Genomic DNA, 20,063 nt, shown 5'->3' on the forward strand with positions numbered 1-20,063 from the left:
AAACGCACGGGGAAGCGGGGTACTTTCCCCGGCAATACATCCCGTTTCCGCAGCGTAGGTTTATACCCCCCTCAATGAAGCTGCCGTCTGCCGTCCTCCTCTGCTCCCTCGCCGCCACCGCCCGTGGCGCGGAGCGCCTGCTCACGTTTGAAAAAGACGTGCGCCCCATCGTCAAGGCGCATTGCACCCACTGCCATGGCGAGGAGGAAAAGCCCGAGGGCGGCGTGGACCTGCGCCTCCGCCGTTTCATGGACCAGAAGCTGGACGGCGGCAGCCACGTCATCGTGGCCGGGCATCCCGAGCAGAGCGAGCTTCTCCGCCTCATCAAAAACGGCGAGATGCCCAAGAAGGGCAAGCAGCTCTCCGAGGCCGAAGTCGCCACCATTGAGCAATGGATCACCCAAGGCGCAAAGACCTCCAAACCCGAGCCTCTCACCCTGGCTCCCGGCCCCATCATTTCAGATGACGACCGCGAATACTGGGCCTTCCAGCCCGCGACCCGCCCCGCGGTGCCGAAGGATGTGGACGCGAAAAGTGTGCGCACCCCGGTCGATGCCTTTCTGCTCAAATCGATGGCAGACAAAAAGCTCGCCTTCGCGCCCGAGGCCGACCGCCGCACGCTCATCCGCCGCGTCACGCTGGATCTCTCCGGTTTACTGCCTGCGCCGGAGGAAGTGGACGCCTTCGTGAATGACAAATCCCCGCTGGCCTACGAGCAGCTTGTGGAGCGCCTGCTGGCCTCCAAAAACTACGGCGAGCGCTGGGCCCGCCACTGGCTGGACGTTGTTGGCTACGCGGACTCCAATGGCTACTCCGAAGCCGACTCTGTCCGCCCTCAGGCCTGGCGCTATCGCGACTACGTCATTCGTTCCATGAATGCGGACAAGCCTTGGAATGAATTCATCCAGGAGCAGCTCGCCGGAGATGAACTCGCCGGCGCCACCCACGCCGACTTCCAGCAGGCCGTGCTCGATCCCCACCGCACGGACCAGCTCATCGCCACCGCCTTTCTCCGCATGGCACCCGATGGCACCGGGGACGCGCCCGATGACGCCAAGCTCGCCAAAAACCAGGTTATCGCCGAACAGATGAAGGTCACGACTTCTTCGCTGCTTGGCCTCACCGTCGCCTGCGCTCAGTGCCACGACCACCGCTACGATCCCATCACCCAGGCCGACTACTACCGCCTCCGCGCGGTGTTTGATCCCGCCTACAACTGGGAGGCCTGGCGCTCGCCGGCGCAGCGCCTGTATTCTCTCTACTCTCCCGAGGAGCGCGCCAGGGCGGCTGAGATTGAGGTCAAGGCCAAGGAGATCGAAGTCGAAGCTCGCGCCATGAGCAAAAAGTTCCTCGATGAAATCTTCGAGGTCGAGATCAAGAAGGTCCCCGAAGCCGAGCAGGCCGCCTTCCGTGTGGCTCGAGACACGCCCGTGGCAAAACAAACTCCGGAGCAGAAGGCGCTCATCAAAAAATACCCTTCAGCTCTCGCCACCTACTCGCTCGATCTCTACGACAAAAAGAAACAGGACATCGTGGACGCCAAGATGGCGGAGGCCAAGAAGCTGCGTGAGACCAAGCCCGCGGAAGGCTTCGTCATGGCCCTGACTGAGGTGAAAGGCCAGGTGCCGGCCACAAAACTTTTCAATCGCGGCGATCATGATCAGCCGAAGCAGGCGGTGACTCCCGGTGAGCTCAGCATCCTCGCTGGTCCGCAGATCGAGCCCTTCAAGCCCGTGCCCGTGAGCAGCGGCTCCAGCGGTCGCCGCCTCGCTTACGCACAGTGGCTTACCAGCGGCAAGCACCCTCTCACCGCGCGCGTATTGGTGAACCGCTTCTGGCTCAACCACATGGGCCGCGGCATCGTAAACACCCCCGGCGATTTCGGCCATCAGGGGGAGCTGCCCACCCATCCCGAGCTGCTCGACTACCTCGCCGATGAGTTTGTGAAAAGCGGTTGGAAGCTGAAGTCCCTGCATCGCCTCATCCTTCTCAGCAACGCCTACCGCCAGTCCTCCGTCAATGCCGCCTCCATGCAGGCCGATCCAGAAAACCGCTTCTACGCCCGCTTCAAGCTCCGGCGCATCGATGCCGAAACTCTGCGCGACTCCCTCCTCGCCACCACCGGCACTCTGGTGCAGGCCAGCTACGGCCCGCCGAGCGGCATCGGCCGCGATCCCCAGGGCCGTGTTGTCACCGGCATCGACAAAGGCACTATCACTCTCAACAAGGTCGATCCCGGCGGTGCCGATGACTTCCGCCGCTCCATCTACGTGCAGGTGCGCCGGAGCAAGCCCGTCACCGTGCTCGATACTTTCGACGCTCCCGTCATGACGCCAAACTGCGAGCAGCGCGCCCAGACCACCGTCGCCCCACAGTCCCTCCTGCTCATGAACGACACCTTCGTGCTGGAAAGCTCCCGCCGTCTTGCCGATCTCCTGGAATCCGCCGCGCCGAAAAACCGCGTGGAGCAGATCAAGCGCGCCTGGGAGCTGCTCTTTGGCAAGCCCGCCACCCAGCCAGATGTCGCCCGCGGCATCGCCTACCTGGACGAGCAGACCAAGGCCCTCACCCAGTACCACCACGACATTCAGCACCCGAAAGGCGTGGTGCCAAATCCGCCGCAGGAGGCCATGGCCAGCCTCTGCCAGATCCTCTGCAGCTCCAACCGCTTCCTCTACGTCGAATAATGAATCCCTCCAAGCTTTGCTCCCGCCGTCACTTCCTGCATGCCAATGGCTACGGCCTCGGCACGCTGGCGCTCGCTTCGCTGCTTGAGAAGGACGGACTCCTGGCCGCTCCGGTGAAGCCGGAGAGCATTACCGGTGAAATGCGCTACGACCTTCAGCCGAAGAAGCCCCACTTCGAACCGCGCGCGAAGGCCATGATCTCCCTCTTCATGATGGGCGGTCCCTCGCAGATGGATCTTTTCGATCCCAAGCCCATGCTCACGAAGTACCACGGGCAGAAGTTCCCTGGAGAGATCAAATACGACAACCTCGCGCAGGCCTCCTCCAAATGCTTCGGCTCCCCCTGGAAGTTTGAAAAGCGCGGCCAGTGCGGCATGGAGCTCAGCGAGCTGCTGCCAAATCTCGGCCAGGTGGCCGATGAAATCACCCTCATCCGCTCCATGACCTCCGGCGTGAGCAATCACGCGCAGGGTCTGTATGCGATGAATGGAGGCCGCATCACCGCAGGCCGTCCCGCCCTCGGCTCCTGGCTCACCTACGGTCTCGGCAGCGAGACCGATGAACTCCCCGCCTACATGGTGCTCTCCCACCCCGGCGGTCTTCCCACCTTCAGCGGCGAGCATTACACCAATGGCTGGCTGCCTGCGCTCTTCCAGGGCACGCTCGTTCGCGCCACGGAGCCGCGCATCCTCAATCTCGATCCGCCGCCCTCGCTCTCCGGCGTGCCGCAGCAGCGCCAGCTCGATCTCCTCAAAGCCTTCAACGAAGACCACCTCGCCCTCCATCCTGGCGAGCTTGATCTCCAGGCCCGCATCTCCAGCTACGAACTCGCCGCCAAGATGCAGACTGCCGCCAAGGAGGCGCTCGACATTTCCAAGGAGCCTGAGTACGTCAAGAAACTCTACGGCGTGGACAATCCCATCACCAAGGATTACGCCACTCGCTGCATCATCGCGCGCCGTCTCGTCGAGCGCGGCGTCCGCTACGTGCAGGTGCTTAATGCCGGCCAGTCGTGGGACCAGCACGGCTCTCTCATCACCGCCCTGCCAAAAAACTGCCAGGCCACCGACCAGCCCAGCGCCGCGCTCCTCATCGATCTCAAGCAGCGCGGTCTGCTCGACTCCACCGTTGTGCACTGGGGCGGCGAAATGGGCCGCCTCCCCGTTTTGCAAAACGACGCCGGCCGCGAGAAGTGGGGCCGCGACCACAACACCTACGGCTTCAGCATGTGGCTCGCAGGGGGTGGCTTCAAAAAAGGCTACGTCCATGGCGAGACCGACGAGTTCGGCCACAAGGCCGTCATCGACGAAGTGAAGCACTTCGACTACCACGCCACGCTGTTGAAGACCTTCGGCCTCGACCACACCAGGCTCACCTACAAGCGCAACGGCCTCGCCGCTTCGCTCACAGACAACCAGGGTGCGAAGGTGGTGGATCAGCTGCTTGCGTGATGGATCACGCCCTTCAGGCGGCACCCTCTGATTTTGATTGCGGGGCCGCGGCTGCCTTCCAGCGTGGCGCATGAAGGGAAAGAGAACCATCGTGTGGGGCGGCATTCTTGTGGTGTCAGCAATTCTCGCCTGCCTGCTGGTGCGGCCCCTCCTGTTTGGAAACACACTGGCCTACTGGCAGAAGCAGGCGGCCGGGGTCCATACAGGCATGCTCCGCTCCGATGTGGAAAAAATCCTCCCACCGCAGACCTTCGACGGCGTGCTCTGGCGCCTGGAGGAGTGGCGCATGTTTCATCTGCCGTCTCTTCCGCCTCTCCGGAAAGCGCTCAGATTTGCCCTCAGCAGTTCGAATCTCGAAACGCAGGTGGCTTATGAGGTCAGTGACGGAGTCTGCATTTTTCTGCGCTATGACCTGGCGGGCCGCCTGCCCAGGTCAGGGGTGCAGAATCCCGGAGATCACGTGCTCTCCGGCCCCTTTGTGCTGGAGGTGCCGCCCGGTGTCGATTTCAACGAATGGGCGAAGGAGCAGCGCTACAAATGCTTCGGTTACTAGCGCTTATCGGCGATCAAATCGCGCTGCCGCATCCGTTTGACTCACCATTCGTAATTTTTGTGAGCAACGATCCATCTGCATCAAATCTCCCGGCCCACCGTCCCGCAACATGGAAATGGACCATCTGCGGCCTCCTTTTGCTCGCCTCGGCCATCAACTACATGGACCGCCAGACGCTGGCCAACGCCGCAGTGCGCATCAAGCAGGAGTTCTACCTCTCCCGTGAACAGTATGGCCATGTCGAGGCCGTCTTTGCTTATGCCTTCGCGGCGGGCTCCGTTGTCTTCGGCTGGGCGGCAGATCGTTTCTCGGTGCGCTGGCTGTATGCCATCGTGCTCACCTTGTGGTCGCTGGCCGGACTTGCCACCGGTTTTGTGCACAATGAGCAGGAGCTTGTGTGGTGCCGCATGGCGCTCGGTTTTTTCGAGGCCGGCCACTGGCCCTGCGGCATCCGCACCACGCGTGCTCTGCTGGATGCGCGTGAGCGTTCCCTTGGCAACAGCGTTTTGCAAAGCGGTACCTCCGTGGGCGCCATCATCACGCCGCTGATCATGAGCGTCCTCATGACGTCGGAGCTCAGCACCTGGCGCACCGCCTTTCAGGTCGTCGGTGTCACCGGTTTTGCCTGGCTGGTGCTGTGGTTCGCCCTTGTGCGCGGTGCGGATCTTCCTCCTCCCACGCATGAGGACCAGACGCCGCGCGCGGACGCCGGCCCGGGCCTGGGCATTTTCACTTTCATCCGGCGCATGCTCATCATCTTTTTCGTCATCGCCCTGATCAACACCACCTGGCAGATCCTCCGCGCCTGGCTGCCCCAGATCCTTCAGGAGGGCCGCGGTTATTCGGAGGAGGACACGCTGTGGTTCACCTCCGCATGGTATCTGGCCACAGACATCGGCTGCCTCGGTGCCGGCGCTCTCGCAGTCTGGCTGGGGCGTCGCAAACTTTCCGTGCATGCCGCACGCGTCATCGTCTTCGCCGCCTGCGGTGCCCTGTGCGCCTCCTGCGCGCTCACGCCCTGGCTCGCGCACGGCTGGGTCCTGCTCGCGGTGTTCATGCTCGCGGGTGCCGGCGCGCTGGGCTTGTTCCCTTTGTATCACGCCTTCACGCAGGATCTCTCGGGCCGGCATCAGGGGAAGATCACCGGCATCGCCGGAGTCGTTGCCTGGGTGTCCACGGCATGGGCGCAGCAGTTCTTCGGCAAACTCGCGGACCGCACCCACTCCTTCGATCAGGGTCTCATCCTCGCCTCTTTCCTGCCCCTCATCGCCGTGCTGCCGCTCTGGCTGTTTTGGGAGAGTAAATCTGACCTTCATCCATCCTCATGAGCACCTCATCCTGGACCCGTCGCTCCTTTCTCATGGCCGCCGCCGGCGCCGCCGCTGCCGCCACAGCTCACGCCGCACCCGCGCCAGCACGTAAAAAAGTCGCGCTCATCGCCACGGTGATGTTTAAAAACTCCCACGCCATGCACTTCGTGGACCGCCTCGCCATGGGCTATGTCTGGGCCGGCCAGTGGCTCCCGCCGCAGACGGATCTCGTCTCCCTTTACTTTGCTCAGTTCCCTGAGAACGATCTCGCCCGCGGCCGCTCAGAGCGCTACCACATTCCCATTTATTCTACCATTGCAGACGCCCTCACTCTCGGCACCGGCAGGCTCGCCGTCGATGGTGTCGTCCTCATCGGCGAGCACGGACAGTACCCCGAAAACGAAAAAGGCCAGACGCTCTACCCGCGTTACGAGTTCTTCAAAGAAATCGTTAAAGTCTTCGAAGCCAGCGGCCGCAGCGTTCCCGTCTTCAACGACAAGCACCTCTCCACCGAATGGAACCAATGCACCGAGATGGTCGCCGATGCCAAACGCCTCGGCTTTCCCTTCTTCGCGGGATCCTCCCTGCCAGTCACCCGCCGTCTTCCGGCCATTGATCTTCCCTGGGGCACGCCGCTTTCGGAAAGCGTCGCCGTCGGCTATGGAGGCATTGAAAAATACGATTTCCACGGCCTTGAAACCGCCCAGTGCATGTCCGAACGCCGTCGCGGCGGCGAAGTCGGCATCAAGAGCGTGCTCGCCCTGCGCGGAGAAAAAATGTGGGCTCACGCCGCCACGCGCAAAAACACCCAGCGCCTGCTCGCCGCCGCGCTCTCTCGCAGCCACACCTGGCCCGTGGAAGGCTACCCGCTCGAGCCCGTCAGCTTTGGTTGGGCACGCAAGACCTTCCCCGAAGCCTTCGCCTACTTCATCGAGCATCGCGACGGCTTCCACACCACCCTATTCATGCTGCCCGTGCGCGATTTCAACTACGCCGGCCTCAACAGTGAAACCGGCGAGATCACCTCCTGCCAGATGTTCCTGCCCATGCCCGGCTCCAGCTCCACCACCGCCGACTTCTTCAATCCCCTCATCCATCACATCGAGGACATGATTCTGAACAACCGCGCTCCCTATCCCGTGGAGCGCACCCTCCTCACCTCCGGCATCCTCATCGCCGCTGTCGAATCCCTCTATCGCAAAGGCGAGCTCATCCAAACACCCGAGCTGGACGTCCGCTACACTGTACCCAAAGAGTCGCTGTTCTGGCGCGAATGAGTTTGCAGCGGGTTCTACCGCGTGGGAAACAACACGCGTGACTCCACCCGCACCACTCCCCTCCGCCTCTCTGGCCGCCTTCGCGCCAGATGAAGCAGACCAGCGCGTCTGGATGGACTACCTGGACGCTGTTTCCCTCGTGCCTGGCGAAGCCCTCTTCCACGCAAGCGACACCGCGGACGCCATGTTCCTCATCGAGTTCGGCACTCTCGTCGTCGTGCTGGAGGTGGAAGGCGCGGGCCGCTCCGAACTCCGCCGACTCGGCGCCGGCCAGTTCCTCGGCGAGATGGCCCTCTATCGCTCCGGCTCCCGCACCGCTACGGTCGAAGCCGTGGGCCCCGTCACCCTCTGGCGCCTCACTGCGGAAAAGCTGCGCGCCATGGAAAGCCGCCACCCGCACCTTGCGATCGCGCTCCACCGTCACGTCGCCTCGCTGCTTTCAGAACGCGTTCGCTTCAGCAACAGGGAGCTGAAGGAACCGCTTGCCCGCCTCGCTCACGCGCTGCGCGGCCTTGCCACCAGCGACTTCTCGGACACCGGCTGGGACCGCGCCAGCGTCGTCAAAGAAGCGCAGCGCAGCGATGAAGTCGGCTCCGTGGCTCAGGCCACCGAGTTTCTCTTCAAGCACCTCCAGCAGCACATCACCGCACTTCAGCAGCAGACCGCCGCTCGGGAAGCCATCGAAAGCGAACTCCGCATCGCCGGTGAAATCCAGTCCAGCTTCCTCCCACCACCGCTCTCCGTAGCAGAGCGCCAGCGCGTGGATTTCTCCGCCTTCATCAAACCCGCACGCGAAGCCGGTGGCGATCTCTACGACGGCTTCTTCCTGCCCGATGGGCGCTTCTTTACCCTCGTCGGCGATGTCTCGGGGAAGGGGGTCTCTGCCGCTGTATTCATGGCCCTTGCCGCCATGGCCGTGCGCACGCTCGCTCCCAAAGTCACCGACCCCGGCGCTCTCCTCGCCCAGGTGAACCGCCTGCTGTGCGAGCGCAATGAGACCATGCAGTTCGTCACCGCCTGCGCCGTCTTTTTTGATCCCGCCACCGGCGAACTCACCTGGGCTAATGCAGGCCACCCGCTCGCAGCAGTGATTTCCGCCTCAGGCGTTCTCACCTGGCTCGAAGGCCCGCGCGCCGCACCGCTGGGCGTGTTTGAGGAAACCGCATTCGCCACTCAGCGCCACACCCTTGCCGCGAATGAAACACTGCTGGTTTACTCAGACGGCGTCTCGGAAGCCATGGATGCTCAAAGCACCTTGTTCGGTAGCGACCGCATCCAGCAATGCCTCGCTGGCAGTACTCTCACCGCCAGTTCGCAAACCGTGGAACGCATCGTGGGAGCCGTGCTCGCGCATCAGGCGGAGGCTCCGCAGGCCGATGACATCACGCTTGTGGCATTACGCCGAGTGCCGTGAGCAATCCCGAGATGTGGAAGACCTCGCGCACCGCCGGTGTCAGTGAATTAAACTGCGCCGCTCCACCCGAAGCCTTGAGCTTCTTCGCCGCGATGATGAACACCCGCAGCCCCGCGCTGCTCACATAATCGAGTCCTGAGAGATCAAAGGTGAGCGCCTTGACTCCAGACGCGATCAGTCCCAGCACCTGCTGCTCCAGCTCAGGGCTGGAAAGCCCATCCAGCCGCCCGCTCAGCGCCAGCGTGGCCGAGGAAGCGAGCCGTGAAGTCGCGATGCTGATGCTCGCCGCGGCTCCGGCTGCACGGCTCAGCCTGCGTTCAATGGAGAAAACATTCCGCCCATCGCGGTGCTCATACATGCACACATCCATCAGCTTCTTCACCAGGTGCACTCCCAGCCCGCCCACAGGCCGCGCCTCCAGCGGCAGAGCCGTGTTCACTTCCGCCCGCGCCAGCGGATTGTACGCAGGCGCGTCATCCGCCACCACCGCTCGGATTCGATCCGCCTCGCTTGATTCAAGCCGCACTGTGAAGGAACGCGCCGCATCATTGCGGTAGCCATGCGTGATCACATTCGTCACGATCTCCTCCAGCGCCAGGTGCAGCGCGGACACATCCGCCGCACTGGCATTCACGCCGGCGCAAAACTCATCAATCATCTCCATCACCCGCGCCAGTTCCGCGAGATCAGCAGCGATGGTGAGCGTGTGCGATTTCACAGCAGCGTCGGTTTAGATATAGAGCTCGTTCAGCATCGTCGCAGCGCTTTCATCCAGCAGCTCACGGCGTCTCACCTCGTCAAAGCGGTCCAGCAGATCCTCCGGCCGCAGCCGCTTCTTCTCTGCGCCGCGGATGTCATGCAGCACACGCCCGCGGTGCATCATGATGATGCGGTCGCCCAGGCTCACCGCCTGCTGCATCGAGTGCGTCACCATCAGTGTCGTAAGTTTGTCGCGCTGGATCACCTCATCACTGAGCTGAATCACCTGATCCGCGCTCTTCGGGTCCAGCGCCGCCGTGTGCTCATCCAGCAGCAGCAGCTCCGGTTTCAGCCACGTGGCCATCAGCAGCGTCAGCGCCTGCCGCTGTCCGCCGGAAAGCGAGCCGATGGCATTATCCAGCCGATTCTCCAGCCCCATCTTCAGCGTGGCGATGCGTTCACGCAGTGGCTTCATGAGATTCGGAGACAAAGCCCAGCCAAGCCCTCGCGCATGTCCGCGCTTGCTCGCCAGCGCAAAGTTCTCAGCAATCGACATCGTCGGCGCGGTGCCGCTGAACGGATTTTGAAACACGCGTCCGATCAGCTTCGCACGCTTGTGCTCCGGCCATTTCGTCACGTCATGCCCCGCCAGCTCGATCTTGCCCTCATCGACATAAAACGAGCCCGCCACCGCATTCAGCAGCGTCGATTTGCCGGAGCCGTTCATGCCCAGCACGATGACGAACGACCCCGGCTCGATGCTGAGATCAACACCCTGCAGCGCACGGACTTCGTTGACCGTGCCGGGATTGAAGGTTTTGCGGATGCCGGAGAGCGCAAGCATGACAGGTCAGGTGGCGGAGGTGGGCCGGGGTTTGAAACGGTCAAGGAAACCGGGCAGTACGAGGGCCGCGAAAACAAACAGCGCCGTGATGAGTTTGAGATCGTTCGGGTTCAAACCCCAGCGCAGCGCGATGGCGACCAGCAGCCGGAACAGCACCGAGCCCATGATCGTTCCGACAATGGTCAGCCCCAGGCTGCGCGTTCCCGTCAGCGCCTCGCCGATGATGACACTCGCCAGCCCCCACACCACCATGCCGATGCCCATCTGCGCATCCGCAAAGCCCTGGTACTGGGCCAGCAGCGCGCCGCCCAGCGCCACAAAGCCATTTGAGAGCGCGAGGCCGAGAATGATGTTCCGCTCCACATTCGCGCCCAGCGCGCGGATCATCTGCGCATTGTCGCCCGTGGCTCGCATCGCCGTGCCGAGCTGCGTGCGGAAAAAGGCAAACATCGTGGCTCCGGCCACCGCCGTGAAAAGCAGCGCGAGGAAAAGCACCGCCGCATCCGCAGCGGCCACCGGCCAGCCCAGCACATGGATCGTCTTGCCGCCCGCCAGCCATTCGCCGAGCCTTTCACCGTAGCTCGCCAGCGTGGTCGCCTGCATCAGCGGTACATTGCTGCGCCCCATGATGTGGAGGTTCACCGAATACAGCGCCGTCATCACCAGAATGCCAGACAGCAGCGAGTTAATCTTGAACTTGGTGTGCAGGATGCCTGTCGTCGCGCCCGCCAGCGCGCCGCCCAGCGCTCCCGCCATCGTGGCAAAGACCGGATTCACCCCCTTCACCAGCAGCACCGCCGCGATGGACGCTCCCAGAGTGATGGAGCCGTCCGTCGTGATGTCCGGCATCGAAAAAATACGAAACGACACCAGCACCCCCAGCGCCAGAAGCGCCAGGATGAGTCCGATGATCAGTGAGCCGATGAGAAGGGTCATGTTTTATGAAGTGATGGGTGCGATCCACACAGCGCCGCGATACAGCTCGCTCTCGCCCGCGCCATTGAAGCCGCGCGGGTCGGAGATCAGATGCAGCACATTCTGCAGCGACTGCCCGTCAAACAATCCGGCCACCGCAGGCTGCAAATCAATGCGTCCTTTGCGCAGCGGCCGGTAAGGAAACACTGCCGCATGCAGATGCCCCAGCAAAGCGGTGCCGCACGCCAGCGGTCGCAGCAGCGCATCAACCGCAGAGCCAGGTTTGGCAACAACACCCACAATCAGCGATGTGGTGTCACGAAACGACCGCTCGCTGGTAAATGACAGCCAGTCACGAATCTGCGGAAAGCCAAAACGCTCTCCTTGCGCATCTGGCGTCGGCGACTGCCGCAACGTCGCTCCCACCAGCCCAGCCGTTTCCGTCACCGCCACCACCACTGCCGCATTCGCGCCGCTGCTTTCCAGCGCCGTCTGCATCAGCTCCGTGATGCCGATGCGCCGGTCCTCATCATTCGCTTCAAAGCGCAGCAGCGATGAAAACGTGCCTTGCGCCAAAAGCCCCAGCACCAGCTGCCCCTCCGGCACCAGCGCTCCTTCGCTCAGCATGAAGTCGGGTCGGCTCGACCCATCCGCCGGCTGAAACGCCGCCACGCCCGCAACCGACAGCAGTTCGCCGCAGCGCGCGGCATTTTCCGCAAAGTTTCCACCCAGCGCACCCACGCCCAGCGCCACCGTGCTCGCATCAAAGCGCCGCGTTCCCGGTGTCGCTCCACCACCACGCGCCAGCAGCGCGGCATCCCCCACCGCTTCGATCTTCATCCCGCCTGCACCCAGCGCAAAGAGTTCATACGCTGCGCTCGGAGAGGAGAGCTTCTTTCCCACATCATCCGCGCTCCCACTCGCCGCGATCTCAGACGTGATCAGCATCTGCAAACCCGAAAGCTCCAGCACGGAGCGCACCGCCTCAGACGGACGGATCACCCCAAACAGCCCGTTGATCGCACGCAGTTGCTTGTAGCAAGCCAGCAGCACGCGGATGCCCGCCGAGCTGATGTAGCTCACTGCGTTCATGTCCAGGTGCAGCCGGTGCTCACCTTCGCGCACAGCACTCGAAAGCGCGGACTCCACATGATTGCACCAGTTCGCATCCAATCTCCCTGCAAGGCGCAGGACAATGAGATCACCGGAGGTTTGGCGGGAGATTTCCATGGGTTACTTGATCACTTTGTCCACTTCCTTCAGCAGCTCTGGCGGCAGCGTCATGCCCACCGCCGCGGCATTTGCCGGGCTCGCGCTGTAAAACAACTTCGGCGGTAGAATGAACGGCATTGTGGCCACATCTTCGCCACGGATTACGCGCTCGATCATCTCCGTTGTCGCCTCGCCGCAGTTGTGGTAGTCGCGTCCCATCGAGACCGGTGCTCCCAGCGGCACCGTCGTGCTGTTCAGGCTGATCAGCGGCTTCTGTGTCTGCCGTGCCGCCTTGCTGATCGCGTTGAATCCCGTGCTGCTCAGATTGTCCGAAATCTGCACCACCGCATCGATCGGCCTCGACACCAGCGAGAGAGAGGCATCCGCCAGATCGCTCGAGGTGTTCACCGCCACGCATTCCAGCGTCAGCCCGCGTTCCTTGCACAGCTTTTCAAACGACTCCTTCAGATCCACCGAGTTCGCCTCCGCCGGGCAGAACAAAGTGCCCAGCCTCTTATATTGAGGGAAGTACTTCTGGATCATCGTCAGCGCCTCGCCCACGGGTGCCAGCACGGAGACACCCGTCACATTCGGCTTGTGGTCCGTGTAGCTCTTGCCCGCGCCCGCCACCACCGGGTTCGCGATCACCGAAAACACCACCGGCCGGTCCTTCACCTTTTGCAGCGCCGACTGCAGCGCCGGTGTGGACATCGGCACCACGATGTCCGCATTCTCCGTCAGCACGGCGTCAAAGATTCCACTCAGCGAGGCGATGTCTCCCTGCGCGCAGCGGTAGCTGATCGTGTAGTCCTTGCCCTCCACCAGCTTGCTCCGCTTCCATGCCGCCTTCATCCCTGCCATCGTGTCCTCTGAAGGTCCCGACTCGATGTAGTTCACGATCGCGATCTTCCACTTCTTCCCGCTCGGGTTAGGTGCCGCCGTGCTCTTCGTCTTCACCGCGCCGCCTTCATCAATCACCACCTGCGCGTTCTTCACCATCTCATCGCGGAATTTCCATGGCGATTTAAGATCCTTGGCCGCCTGCACATTCACCGCCAGCATCTCCGGCATCACATTCGTGATCGGCACATCCGCCGGCTTCCGGCCATTCAGAATCTCCCCGGCCAGCGTTCCCGCCAGGCGCCCCACTTCACTGTAGTCCGCACCCAGATCAAACAGCGCCCCCTTCTTCACGTTCGGCGGGATCACCGTGAAGACCGGTATGCCGCCCTTCTTCGCCGTGGAGATCACGCTGTCCGCCGCCGTCATCACCGTCACATCCCCGCCCATCCACAGCGCCTCCGCGCCGCGTGCCACCAGAGCTCCTGCCGCCTCGGCCACACCGGAGGAATTGTCCACCGTCGATTCCATCAGCTCGATCCCCATTTCCGCGCACACCTGCCGCGCCAGTTTCACCTGAGCCTCAGAGTTCGCCTCCGCCGCATTCCACACCACGCCCACCTTCTTCAGCGCAGGATTCATCTCCCGCGCGATTTTAAAAGCCTGTGCAATCGGCTGCATCGTGCCGAAGCCCGCGAGATGGGCCGGATGTTCGAGCGGTTTGGCCATGTCGATCCCCACTCCTGCCACGGAAGGGTTGGACACCAGCGCGAACACATGCGGTGTACCTCCCGCCTTGTTCGCATTTGCCACCGCTTGCAGCGACACCGTGCTGATGGTCATCAGCAGGTCATACCCGCCGCCCACCATCTCTTTCGCAATTGTCTGGGATACCGCATTGTCTCCCTCCGCATTGTACAGCTTTAGCTCCAGATTTCGCCCGAGCTCCCAGCCCTGCTCCTTCAGCCCCTTGATCATCCCTTCGCGTCCCTGGTCGAGAATTGCCTGCGAAGCATGCTGCAGCAGCGCCACCCGCATCGTGCGCCCTGCCTTCGGTGCTGCGGCGGTCTTCACGCGAGACCCGAGATCAGACAGCAGCAGCACGGCTGAGGCAGCCATGATCAAGAAGATGCCCAGCAGGAGTCGGCGCAGAGAGTGAACCATCGCCGGCCATAAGGAGCAGGAAGCACGCGCAGTTCAACGCCATTTCGCGAATCATTCCACGGCCAGCCGCAGGCACGCCGCTTCACGGTCGTTGCGCACCAGCAGCAGATCTCCCACCAGCGCGATTGGATTCCACGTCTTGGAGTTGAACACTTGAAACCTCCCTTGCTCATTCGGCGCCGCCCGCGTGGGCCTCAGCAGCACCAGTTCCCCGGTCTCCGCCATCAGGAGATAATGCTCTCCCACCACCAGCCCCTGTCCGTGGCCATGGCGACCTTCACGCCATTGCTTTGAGCCATCTTTGAGATCCACACACGCAAACATCCCGTCATCCAGTCCGAAGACACAGCCTTCGCGTGCAAAAAGGTGGGCAAACTTTGCCTTCATTTTGGTGGAATGCCACAGGCTCTCCACCTTCAGGCCGCTCTCCTGGCGCGAAATCTTCAGCAGCTCGGCGCCGACGCCATAGCCGCTCGAAAACAGCGCCTCATCTTCTCCAATCACAATCGGCGAGGCGCACACCACGTTGCCATTTCCCCAGGGTCTCTGCCACAGCTCGGCACCCGTCTTCACGTCATGCCCCGCGACGCTTCCGTCGTGAAATGCAAGAACCTGCGGCACTCCCGCCAGCTTCGCATAAATCGGCGTCGCGTAGCTCGGCTTCCTCCCCGCCTTCCACACGACCTCGCCATCCCGGCTGCGCAGCGCCACCAGCGAGTGAGTCCCTCCCTCTCCTCCGTGTACGATCACCAGGTCATCCACCATCAGCGGCGAGCATGCCATGCCCCACCCGGGTGTCTTCCCTTCCACAGCCTGCACCACGTTGCGGTTCCACACCGGCCTGCCATCCGCCAGTTCCAGGCAGTTTAAAATGCCCGTGGCTCCCAGGGTGAAAACACGTCCCTGCGCGATGGTCGGCGTCGCATGCGGGCCCTCTCCGCCGATCGTTGTATTGTAGTGGGCCTCGTCTTCGTGCGTCCAAATCTGCCGTCCTGTATTCAGATCATACGCAGTCACGCACTCCTTCTCCCCGTTCTGCTCCTGCGTCACACACACTTGTCCCACCACCGCAAATCCCGACCATCCTGCGCCAATGGCATGCCTCCACACCATCTGCGGCGGGTGCAGTTTCCAGTCACTCGCCAGCCGTGGCCCAGCCAGCACTCCATTGCGCTCCGCTCCGTAAAACTGGGGGAAATCCGCACGTGGCACCTTCGAATTTGCGCTCACTTGGCCGGCCGGCGCCGCCTTCATTCCCTGGCTCCATCGCCATTTCAGGATGGGCACCAGATCTCCAGTTACTCCGCCGATTTTCACCAGTGCGCCAAACACGACGCCTGTCAGAAAAACCGCCCCCATCACTCCCAGTCGTGCCGCCATTCGTACTCTTGAGAGAAACAGCCACCAGATCACCAGCGCCGCACCCACGGCTAATCCGACTTCGTAGCTGATCAAGTTCCGCTTCTGAAACGGCCATTCTTCATAACACTGGACGCCGATGATCGTCACAAGGCCCAGCACCGCGATCCGCACGCCGGGTTTCCAGCGCACGGCTTTGGTGGGGAGGGAAGGGGAGCTCACAGCTTACTTTACCGCCGTCATTTTTCAGATCAAGGCGATCCCCTTTGGCTGGCCGCAGCCTCGTCTCAGTCCGCCGGTTCTGGCAGGACAACTGCCCGTCCAGACTGGGCCTTTGCGTGGTGCTCACGCCGATGACGCAGCGGCGTCGTTCCGGTGAATTTCTTGAACCGCTTCACAAACGAGCTCGGGTCATAAAATCCGCAGTCCAGCGCGATCTGCGCGATGCTCTTTGAGCTGTGCTGCAGCGTGTCCAGCGCATGAAACATCCGCACCTGCTCCACAAAAGCATAGGGGGTCATGTTCATCCGCTGCTTGAAGACCCGCGTAAAGTGGCTCTCCGAGAAGCTGCACCTCCGTGCCAGCTGCCCCACGCTGATGTTTTCCGCATAGTGCTTCGAGATGTATTCGATCGCGGGCAGCAGGCGGTTCAGTTCATCATCCTGCCCCATCACATCCTTGTACTCCTCGTTGATGGTGATGAGGCCGGCCACTTTGCCCTGGCGGTCGCGCAGCGGGTACTTGCTCGAATAAGCCCATTTCATCGCATGGGCAAAAAATCCCACCGCATGCACCTCGTTCAAAAGCGGTTTCCCGTGCTTGAACACCTGCAGGTCGTTCTGGCGGAAGCTTTGGGCAATGATCTTCGGAAACAGGTCGAAGTCCGTCTTGCCCACGACTTCCAGGGTCTCCGGCACATGAATCGCCCGGCGGAGCGCCTGGCTCATGTAGATGTATCGCGAGTCGAGATCCTTGATCATGAACATCGCTCCAGGAATCCGTTCCAGCGGAGCCAGCATCTGGCTCAGGTCACCCACCTGGTCGAAAAATTTTGTCTGCAGCAGCTTCATGGGGAGGATGGTCGGATAATACCATTTTTTGAAGGGATGACCACAGAGAGTTGCCCGGCTGGAAGCGTTGGTTTGGGTGCATGACATCCTGTCCTCTCAACGCTTTGCCGCTTGCCCACGACTGATGAAGTCAGTCGCCGCCATTGCATGCCTTCTCACCGCCCCGGTTTCCGGCGCGGAGGACATCTTCGTCTCCAAGGTGGAGCCCCTGCTGAAACAGCACTGCTTTGAGTGCCATTCGCACCAGCACAAAATCAAAGGCGGCCTCGCGCTGGATTCGAAGTCGGGCTGGGAAAAGGGCGGCGAGAGCGGCCCTGCCATCGTCCCCGGTAAGCCGGAGGACAGCCTTCTCATGCAGGCGCTGAGTCATGCCGAAAAAGATGTCAAAATGCCGCCGAAGAAGATGCTGCCCGCCGCAGAGATCGCCGTCTTTGCCGCATGGATTCAGCAGGGCGCGCCCGATCCACGCGTATCGCCATCGGCGGCAGTGAATTCCCAGAACCTTTCCGCGGACGACACCTGGGAGGCTGAGTTCCACAAGCGCCTCGACTGGTGGAGCCTCAAGCCCATGCGCAATGTCGAACCTCCGCAGGTGAATGACGATCCATGGTCAAAGGAGCCGGTGGATCGTTTCGTGCGCGCCGCGCTCGCTTCCGCCAAACTTCAGCCGGCTCCCCTTGCCGATCCAGCGGTGCTCAGAAGGCGCCTTGCGTTTGTCCTCACGGGTCTCCCACCGGCGGCTTCAGCGCCTCTGTCTCTTGAGGCTTATGTGGACTCCCTGCTGCAGAGCCCCCGCTTCGGTGAGCACTTCGCCCGTCATTGGATGGACGTGGTGCGCTACACAGACACCTACGGCTACGAGTGGGACAATCCCGCCAAAGGGGCCTACGAGTACCGCGACTACCTCATCCGCGCCTTCAATGACGATCTAGGTTTTGATCAGTTTCTGCGCGAGCAGATTGCGGGCGACCTCCTGCCGAAGCCGCGCCTCCATGCTTCTTCTCACACCAATGAAAGCCTCATCGCCCCCATGTTTTATCATCTGGGAGAGCATCGCCATGGCAGCAGCCTCATGTTCAATGGCATCCACCAGGAGATGGTGAACAACAAGATCGACGCCTTTTCGAAGACCTTCCTCGCCACCACAGTCGCCTGTGCCCGCTGCCATGATCACAAGCTCGAAGCCGTCTCGCAGCCCGACTACTATGCTCTGGCCGCGATGTTTACCACACCCCGCTGGACTTCCCGCGTGATCGACGAGCCAGCACGGAATGATGCCGCCATCGCGCGTCTCAAAGACTTGCGCGCTTCCATCCGGTCCGCGGTGGCAGGCCTGTGGGGTACACCATTCGAGCCGGCGTTTCTCAAACAGTGGGCTGCGGACCATCCCAAAGCCTTGCAGGGTGTGGGCGCACCGCTCGCCACTCCTGATCAGTTTTCACAAAAATCGGCCGAGTGGCGCAAAGCCCGCGCCACTGCGCAGTCGGCCAATGCCGGATTCAAACCCATGGCCGATCTTGCGAAAGCGCAGCTTCCCAGGGGCTGGGTCATCGAGGGGGACGGCATGAAGCACGGCTTTGTTACGGAGGCCGCTCCTCTTATCGCTCTCGAAGGCGAGTCCATCATCGCGCGTTTCCTGCCTTGTGGCTGGCACACGCATGCGTTGTCCTCAAAGCTGCCTGGTTCGCTGCGCATGCCGCCGGAGCATTTCATCCCGGGCCGCGTCGTGAGCCTCAATCTCGCAGGCGGAGAGTTCGGTGGTCAGCTTGTGGTGGATGATCATGCGTTTCAAAATGAAACCATCAGCCTCTACACCAACACCACGCCCGCCTGGCGGTCCTTTGCCGATGCCGCTTTGAAAAACGGCGTGCAGCAGGTCACCGTGGAGTTTGCCACCGCGTCCTTGAACCCCAACTTTCCCCCGCGCACCGGTCTGGCAAAGGGGCTCAAGAACAACGACTTCGGCTTCGATAAACGCAGCTGGCTGAGTGTCTGCGGCATCGTCTCGCAGGACAAAGACGGCACGCCGCAGGATGAGCAGGACGCCTTCATCGGTTTGTATGAGGTTTCTGCCTCGTCGCCGGACACGTGGAAGTCCATCGCCGCCTGGCTCAATGCGGCCGTCATTCGCTGGTGGGAAGACAAATCGCAAGCCGGTGATCACACCGTCCTCGACTGGCTGCTCTCCAACGGCCTGCTGCCAAACAAGGCCGAGCCTGGGAGCCAGCTTGCAAACCTGCTGGCCGAGTATCGACGCGTCGAAGCGGGCATCACCTTCCCGCGCACCGTGAACAGCATGGATGAACGTGAAACTTCGCCCGCCAGCTATCCGCTCAACGTCCGTGGAAATGTGGATGCACCCGGCACCCTGGTGAGGCCAGGATTTTTAAAAATGCTGGATGCCAATGGGAGGGTTTCGGGCCGCGTGTCGCTTGCAGAGTCTTTGCTTGATCCCGAGCATCCGCTGACGGCCCGTGTTTACGTGAACCGCGTCTGGCAGTGGATTTTCGGCACCGGACTTGTGGCTACTCCGGATGATTTTGGCCGCCTCGGAGACAGGCCCTCCCATCCCGAACTGCTCGACTGGCTGGCACGAGAGTTCATTCGTGAAGGATGGTCCACCAAGAAGCTCGTGCGTCGTCTCGTGCTCAGCCAGACTTTTCAGCAGGCAGGGCTGGTGTCCGCTGCCGCGCGCGATCGCGATCCGGACAACCGTCTTCTGCATCATTATCCCACCCGACGTCTGGAGGCCGAAAGCATTCGCGATTCATTGCTCGCCGTCGCTGGTCGGCTCGATCCCCAGCTCTACGGCCGCCCCGTTTTTCCGTATCGCACTGCCGAGGACGCTTCGAAGCGCCTTTTCAGCGGTCCGCTCGATGGCGCCGGCCGCCGCTCCATCTACCTGCAAATGTCCATCATGGACCCGCCCAAGTTCCTCGTCGGCTTCAACCTCCCAGATCTGAAGCTGCCCACGGGCAGGCGGGACGTGACGAACGTCCCCTCACAGGCGCTGATCATGCTCAATGACCCCTTTGTGAACGAGATGGCTAGGGCTTGGGCGGCTGCGTTGTTAAAGCTCAAAGCTGCTGACCGCACAGATCGCCTGCGCCAGATGTTTGCCCAGGCATTGCAGCGCGGGCCGGACTCCGCCGAGCTTGATCGCTGGAGCGCCGCCCTGAAGGACTTGGGGGGCGATACGCCAGATGCATGGGAGCGCCTCGCTCATGCGTTTTTCAACACGAAGGAGTTTCTCTATTACCGTTAAACT

14 protein-coding genes are annotated in these 20,063 nt (G+C 62.1%); 7 read left to right on the forward strand and 7 right to left on the reverse strand.

Going from position 1 to position 20,063, the window contains the following annotated elements:
• Nucleotides 1–74 precede the first annotated feature (74 nt).
• The 6 genes from ACILSO_RS11875 (at nucleotide 75) to ACILSO_RS11900 (ending at nucleotide 8,692) form a co-directional block, all read left to right on the forward strand.
• Nucleotides 75–2,687: a PSD1 and planctomycete cytochrome C domain-containing protein gene (locus ACILSO_RS11875; RefSeq protein ID WP_395737622.1), complete on the forward strand. Its 2,613-nt coding sequence runs from the start codon at nucleotides 75–77 to the stop codon at nucleotides 2,685–2,687.
• Nucleotides 2,687–4,138: a DUF1501 domain-containing protein gene (locus ACILSO_RS11880; RefSeq protein WP_395737623.1), complete on the forward strand. Its 1,452-nt coding sequence runs from the start codon at nucleotides 2,687–2,689 to the stop codon at nucleotides 4,136–4,138. The genes ACILSO_RS11875 and ACILSO_RS11880 overlap by 1 nt, the downstream gene beginning before the upstream one ends.
• Before the next feature lie 70 nt (nucleotides 4,139–4,208).
• Nucleotides 4,209–4,691, forward strand: a complete 483-nt coding sequence (locus ACILSO_RS11885) for a hypothetical protein (protein WP_395737624.1) — start codon at nucleotides 4,209–4,211, stop codon at nucleotides 4,689–4,691.
• Entirely contained in the window at nucleotides 4,676–6,019 is a 1,344-nt protein-coding gene (locus ACILSO_RS11890; protein WP_395737625.1) for an MFS transporter, read from the forward strand. The genes ACILSO_RS11885 and ACILSO_RS11890 overlap by 16 nt, the downstream gene beginning before the upstream one ends.
• A complete protein-coding gene (locus ACILSO_RS11895) occupies nucleotides 6,016–7,278 on the forward strand; it encodes a hypothetical protein (RefSeq protein ID WP_395737626.1) in 1,263 nt (420 codons plus the stop codon). The genes ACILSO_RS11890 and ACILSO_RS11895 overlap by 4 nt, the downstream gene beginning before the upstream one ends.
• A gap of 37 nt (nucleotides 7,279–7,315) precedes the next feature.
• The gene (locus ACILSO_RS11900; RefSeq protein WP_395737627.1) at nucleotides 7,316–8,692 is read left to right on the forward strand and encodes a PP2C family protein-serine/threonine phosphatase; all 1,377 of its coding nucleotides are present in this window, start codon (nucleotides 7,316–7,318) and stop codon (nucleotides 8,690–8,692) included.
• Here the strand turns inward: ACILSO_RS11900 and ACILSO_RS11905 are convergent.
• From ACILSO_RS11905 to ACILSO_RS11935, 7 genes are all read right to left on the reverse strand, one after another.
• Entirely contained in the window at nucleotides 8,661–9,410 is a 750-nt protein-coding gene (locus ACILSO_RS11905; protein ID WP_395737628.1) for an anti-sigma factor antagonist, read from the reverse strand. The two genes, ACILSO_RS11900 and ACILSO_RS11905, sit on opposite strands and share 32 nt — an antisense overlap.
• A 12-nt stretch (nucleotides 9,411–9,422) precedes the next feature.
• Nucleotides 9,423–10,235, reverse strand: a complete 813-nt coding sequence (locus ACILSO_RS11910; protein ID WP_395737629.1) for an ABC transporter ATP-binding protein — start codon at nucleotides 10,233–10,235, stop codon at nucleotides 9,423–9,425.
• 6 nt (nucleotides 10,236–10,241) lie between these two features.
• Nucleotides 10,242–11,171: an ABC transporter permease gene (locus ACILSO_RS11915; protein WP_395737630.1), complete on the reverse strand. Its 930-nt coding sequence runs from the start codon at nucleotides 11,169–11,171 to the stop codon at nucleotides 10,242–10,244.
• 3 nt (nucleotides 11,172–11,174) lie between these two features.
• Nucleotides 11,175–12,380, reverse strand: coding sequence for an STAS domain-containing protein (locus tag ACILSO_RS11920; protein ID WP_395737631.1), 1,206 nt, complete (start codon nucleotides 12,378–12,380; stop codon nucleotides 11,175–11,177).
• Between the two features lie 3 nt (nucleotides 12,381–12,383).
• The gene (locus ACILSO_RS11925; RefSeq protein ID WP_395737632.1) at nucleotides 12,384–14,321 is read right to left on the reverse strand and encodes an ABC transporter substrate-binding protein; all 1,938 of its coding nucleotides are present in this window, start codon (nucleotides 14,319–14,321) and stop codon (nucleotides 12,384–12,386) included.
• A 96-nt stretch (nucleotides 14,322–14,417) separates the two neighbouring features.
• Nucleotides 14,418–15,947: a PQQ-binding-like beta-propeller repeat protein gene (locus ACILSO_RS11930; RefSeq protein ID WP_395737633.1), complete on the reverse strand. Its 1,530-nt coding sequence runs from the start codon at nucleotides 15,945–15,947 to the stop codon at nucleotides 14,418–14,420.
• Nucleotides 15,948–16,012: 65 nt separating this feature from the next.
• The gene (locus tag ACILSO_RS11935) at nucleotides 16,013–16,795 is read right to left on the reverse strand and encodes an AraC family transcriptional regulator (RefSeq protein WP_395737634.1); all 783 of its coding nucleotides are present in this window, start codon (nucleotides 16,793–16,795) and stop codon (nucleotides 16,013–16,015) included.
• Nucleotides 16,796–16,919: 124 nt separating this feature from the next.
• Here ACILSO_RS11935 and ACILSO_RS11940 point away from each other — a divergent pair, with 124 nt between their 5' ends.
• Nucleotides 16,920–20,060 carry a PSD1 and planctomycete cytochrome C domain-containing protein gene (locus ACILSO_RS11940; protein WP_395737635.1) on the forward strand — a complete coding sequence of 1,047 codons (3,141 nt, stop codon included), beginning with the start codon at nucleotides 16,920–16,922 and terminating at the stop codon, nucleotides 20,058–20,060.
• Nucleotides 20,061–20,063: the final 3 nt, after the last annotated feature.

It is taken from the genome of Prosthecobacter sp. (assembly GCF_044226605.1).
Taxonomy (GTDB): domain Bacteria; phylum Verrucomicrobiota; class Verrucomicrobiia; order Verrucomicrobiales; family Verrucomicrobiaceae; genus Prosthecobacter.

What these genes read in the sequence shown, in the direction of transcription:
- ACILSO_RS11875 (WP_395737622.1), top strand. Translation starts at nt 75, where the DNA reads ATGAAGCTGCCGTCTGCCGTCCTCCTCTGCTCCCTCGCCGCCACCGCC.
- ACILSO_RS11880 (WP_395737623.1), top strand. Translation starts at nt 2,687, where the DNA reads ATGAATCCCTCCAAGCTTTGCTCCCGCCGTCACTTCCTGCATGCCAAT.
- ACILSO_RS11885 (WP_395737624.1), top strand. Translation starts at nt 4,209, where the DNA reads ATGAAGGGAAAGAGAACCATCGTGTGGGGCGGCATTCTTGTGGTGTCA.
- ACILSO_RS11890 (WP_395737625.1), top strand. Translation starts at nt 4,676, where the DNA reads ATGCTTCGGTTACTAGCGCTTATCGGCGATCAAATCGCGCTGCCGCAT.
- ACILSO_RS11895 (WP_395737626.1), top strand. Translation starts at nt 6,016, where the DNA reads ATGAGCACCTCATCCTGGACCCGTCGCTCCTTTCTCATGGCCGCCGCC.
- ACILSO_RS11910 (WP_395737629.1), bottom strand. Translation starts at nt 10,235, where the DNA reads ATGCTTGCGCTCTCCGGCATCCGCAAAACCTTCAATCCCGGCACGGTC.
- ACILSO_RS11915 (WP_395737630.1), bottom strand. Translation starts at nt 11,171, where the DNA reads ATGACCCTTCTCATCGGCTCACTGATCATCGGACTCATCCTGGCGCTT.
- ACILSO_RS11920 (WP_395737631.1), bottom strand. Translation starts at nt 12,380, where the DNA reads ATGGAAATCTCCCGCCAAACCTCCGGTGATCTCATTGTCCTGCGCCTT.
- ACILSO_RS11925 (WP_395737632.1), bottom strand. Translation starts at nt 14,321, where the DNA reads ATGGCTGCCTCAGCCGTGCTGCTGCTGTCTGATCTCGGGTCTCGCGTG.
- ACILSO_RS11935 (WP_395737634.1), bottom strand. Translation starts at nt 16,795, where the DNA reads ATGAAGCTGCTGCAGACAAAATTTTTCGACCAGGTGGGTGACCTGAGC.
- ACILSO_RS11940 (WP_395737635.1), top strand. Translation starts at nt 16,920, where the DNA reads ATGAAGTCAGTCGCCGCCATTGCATGCCTTCTCACCGCCCCGGTTTCC.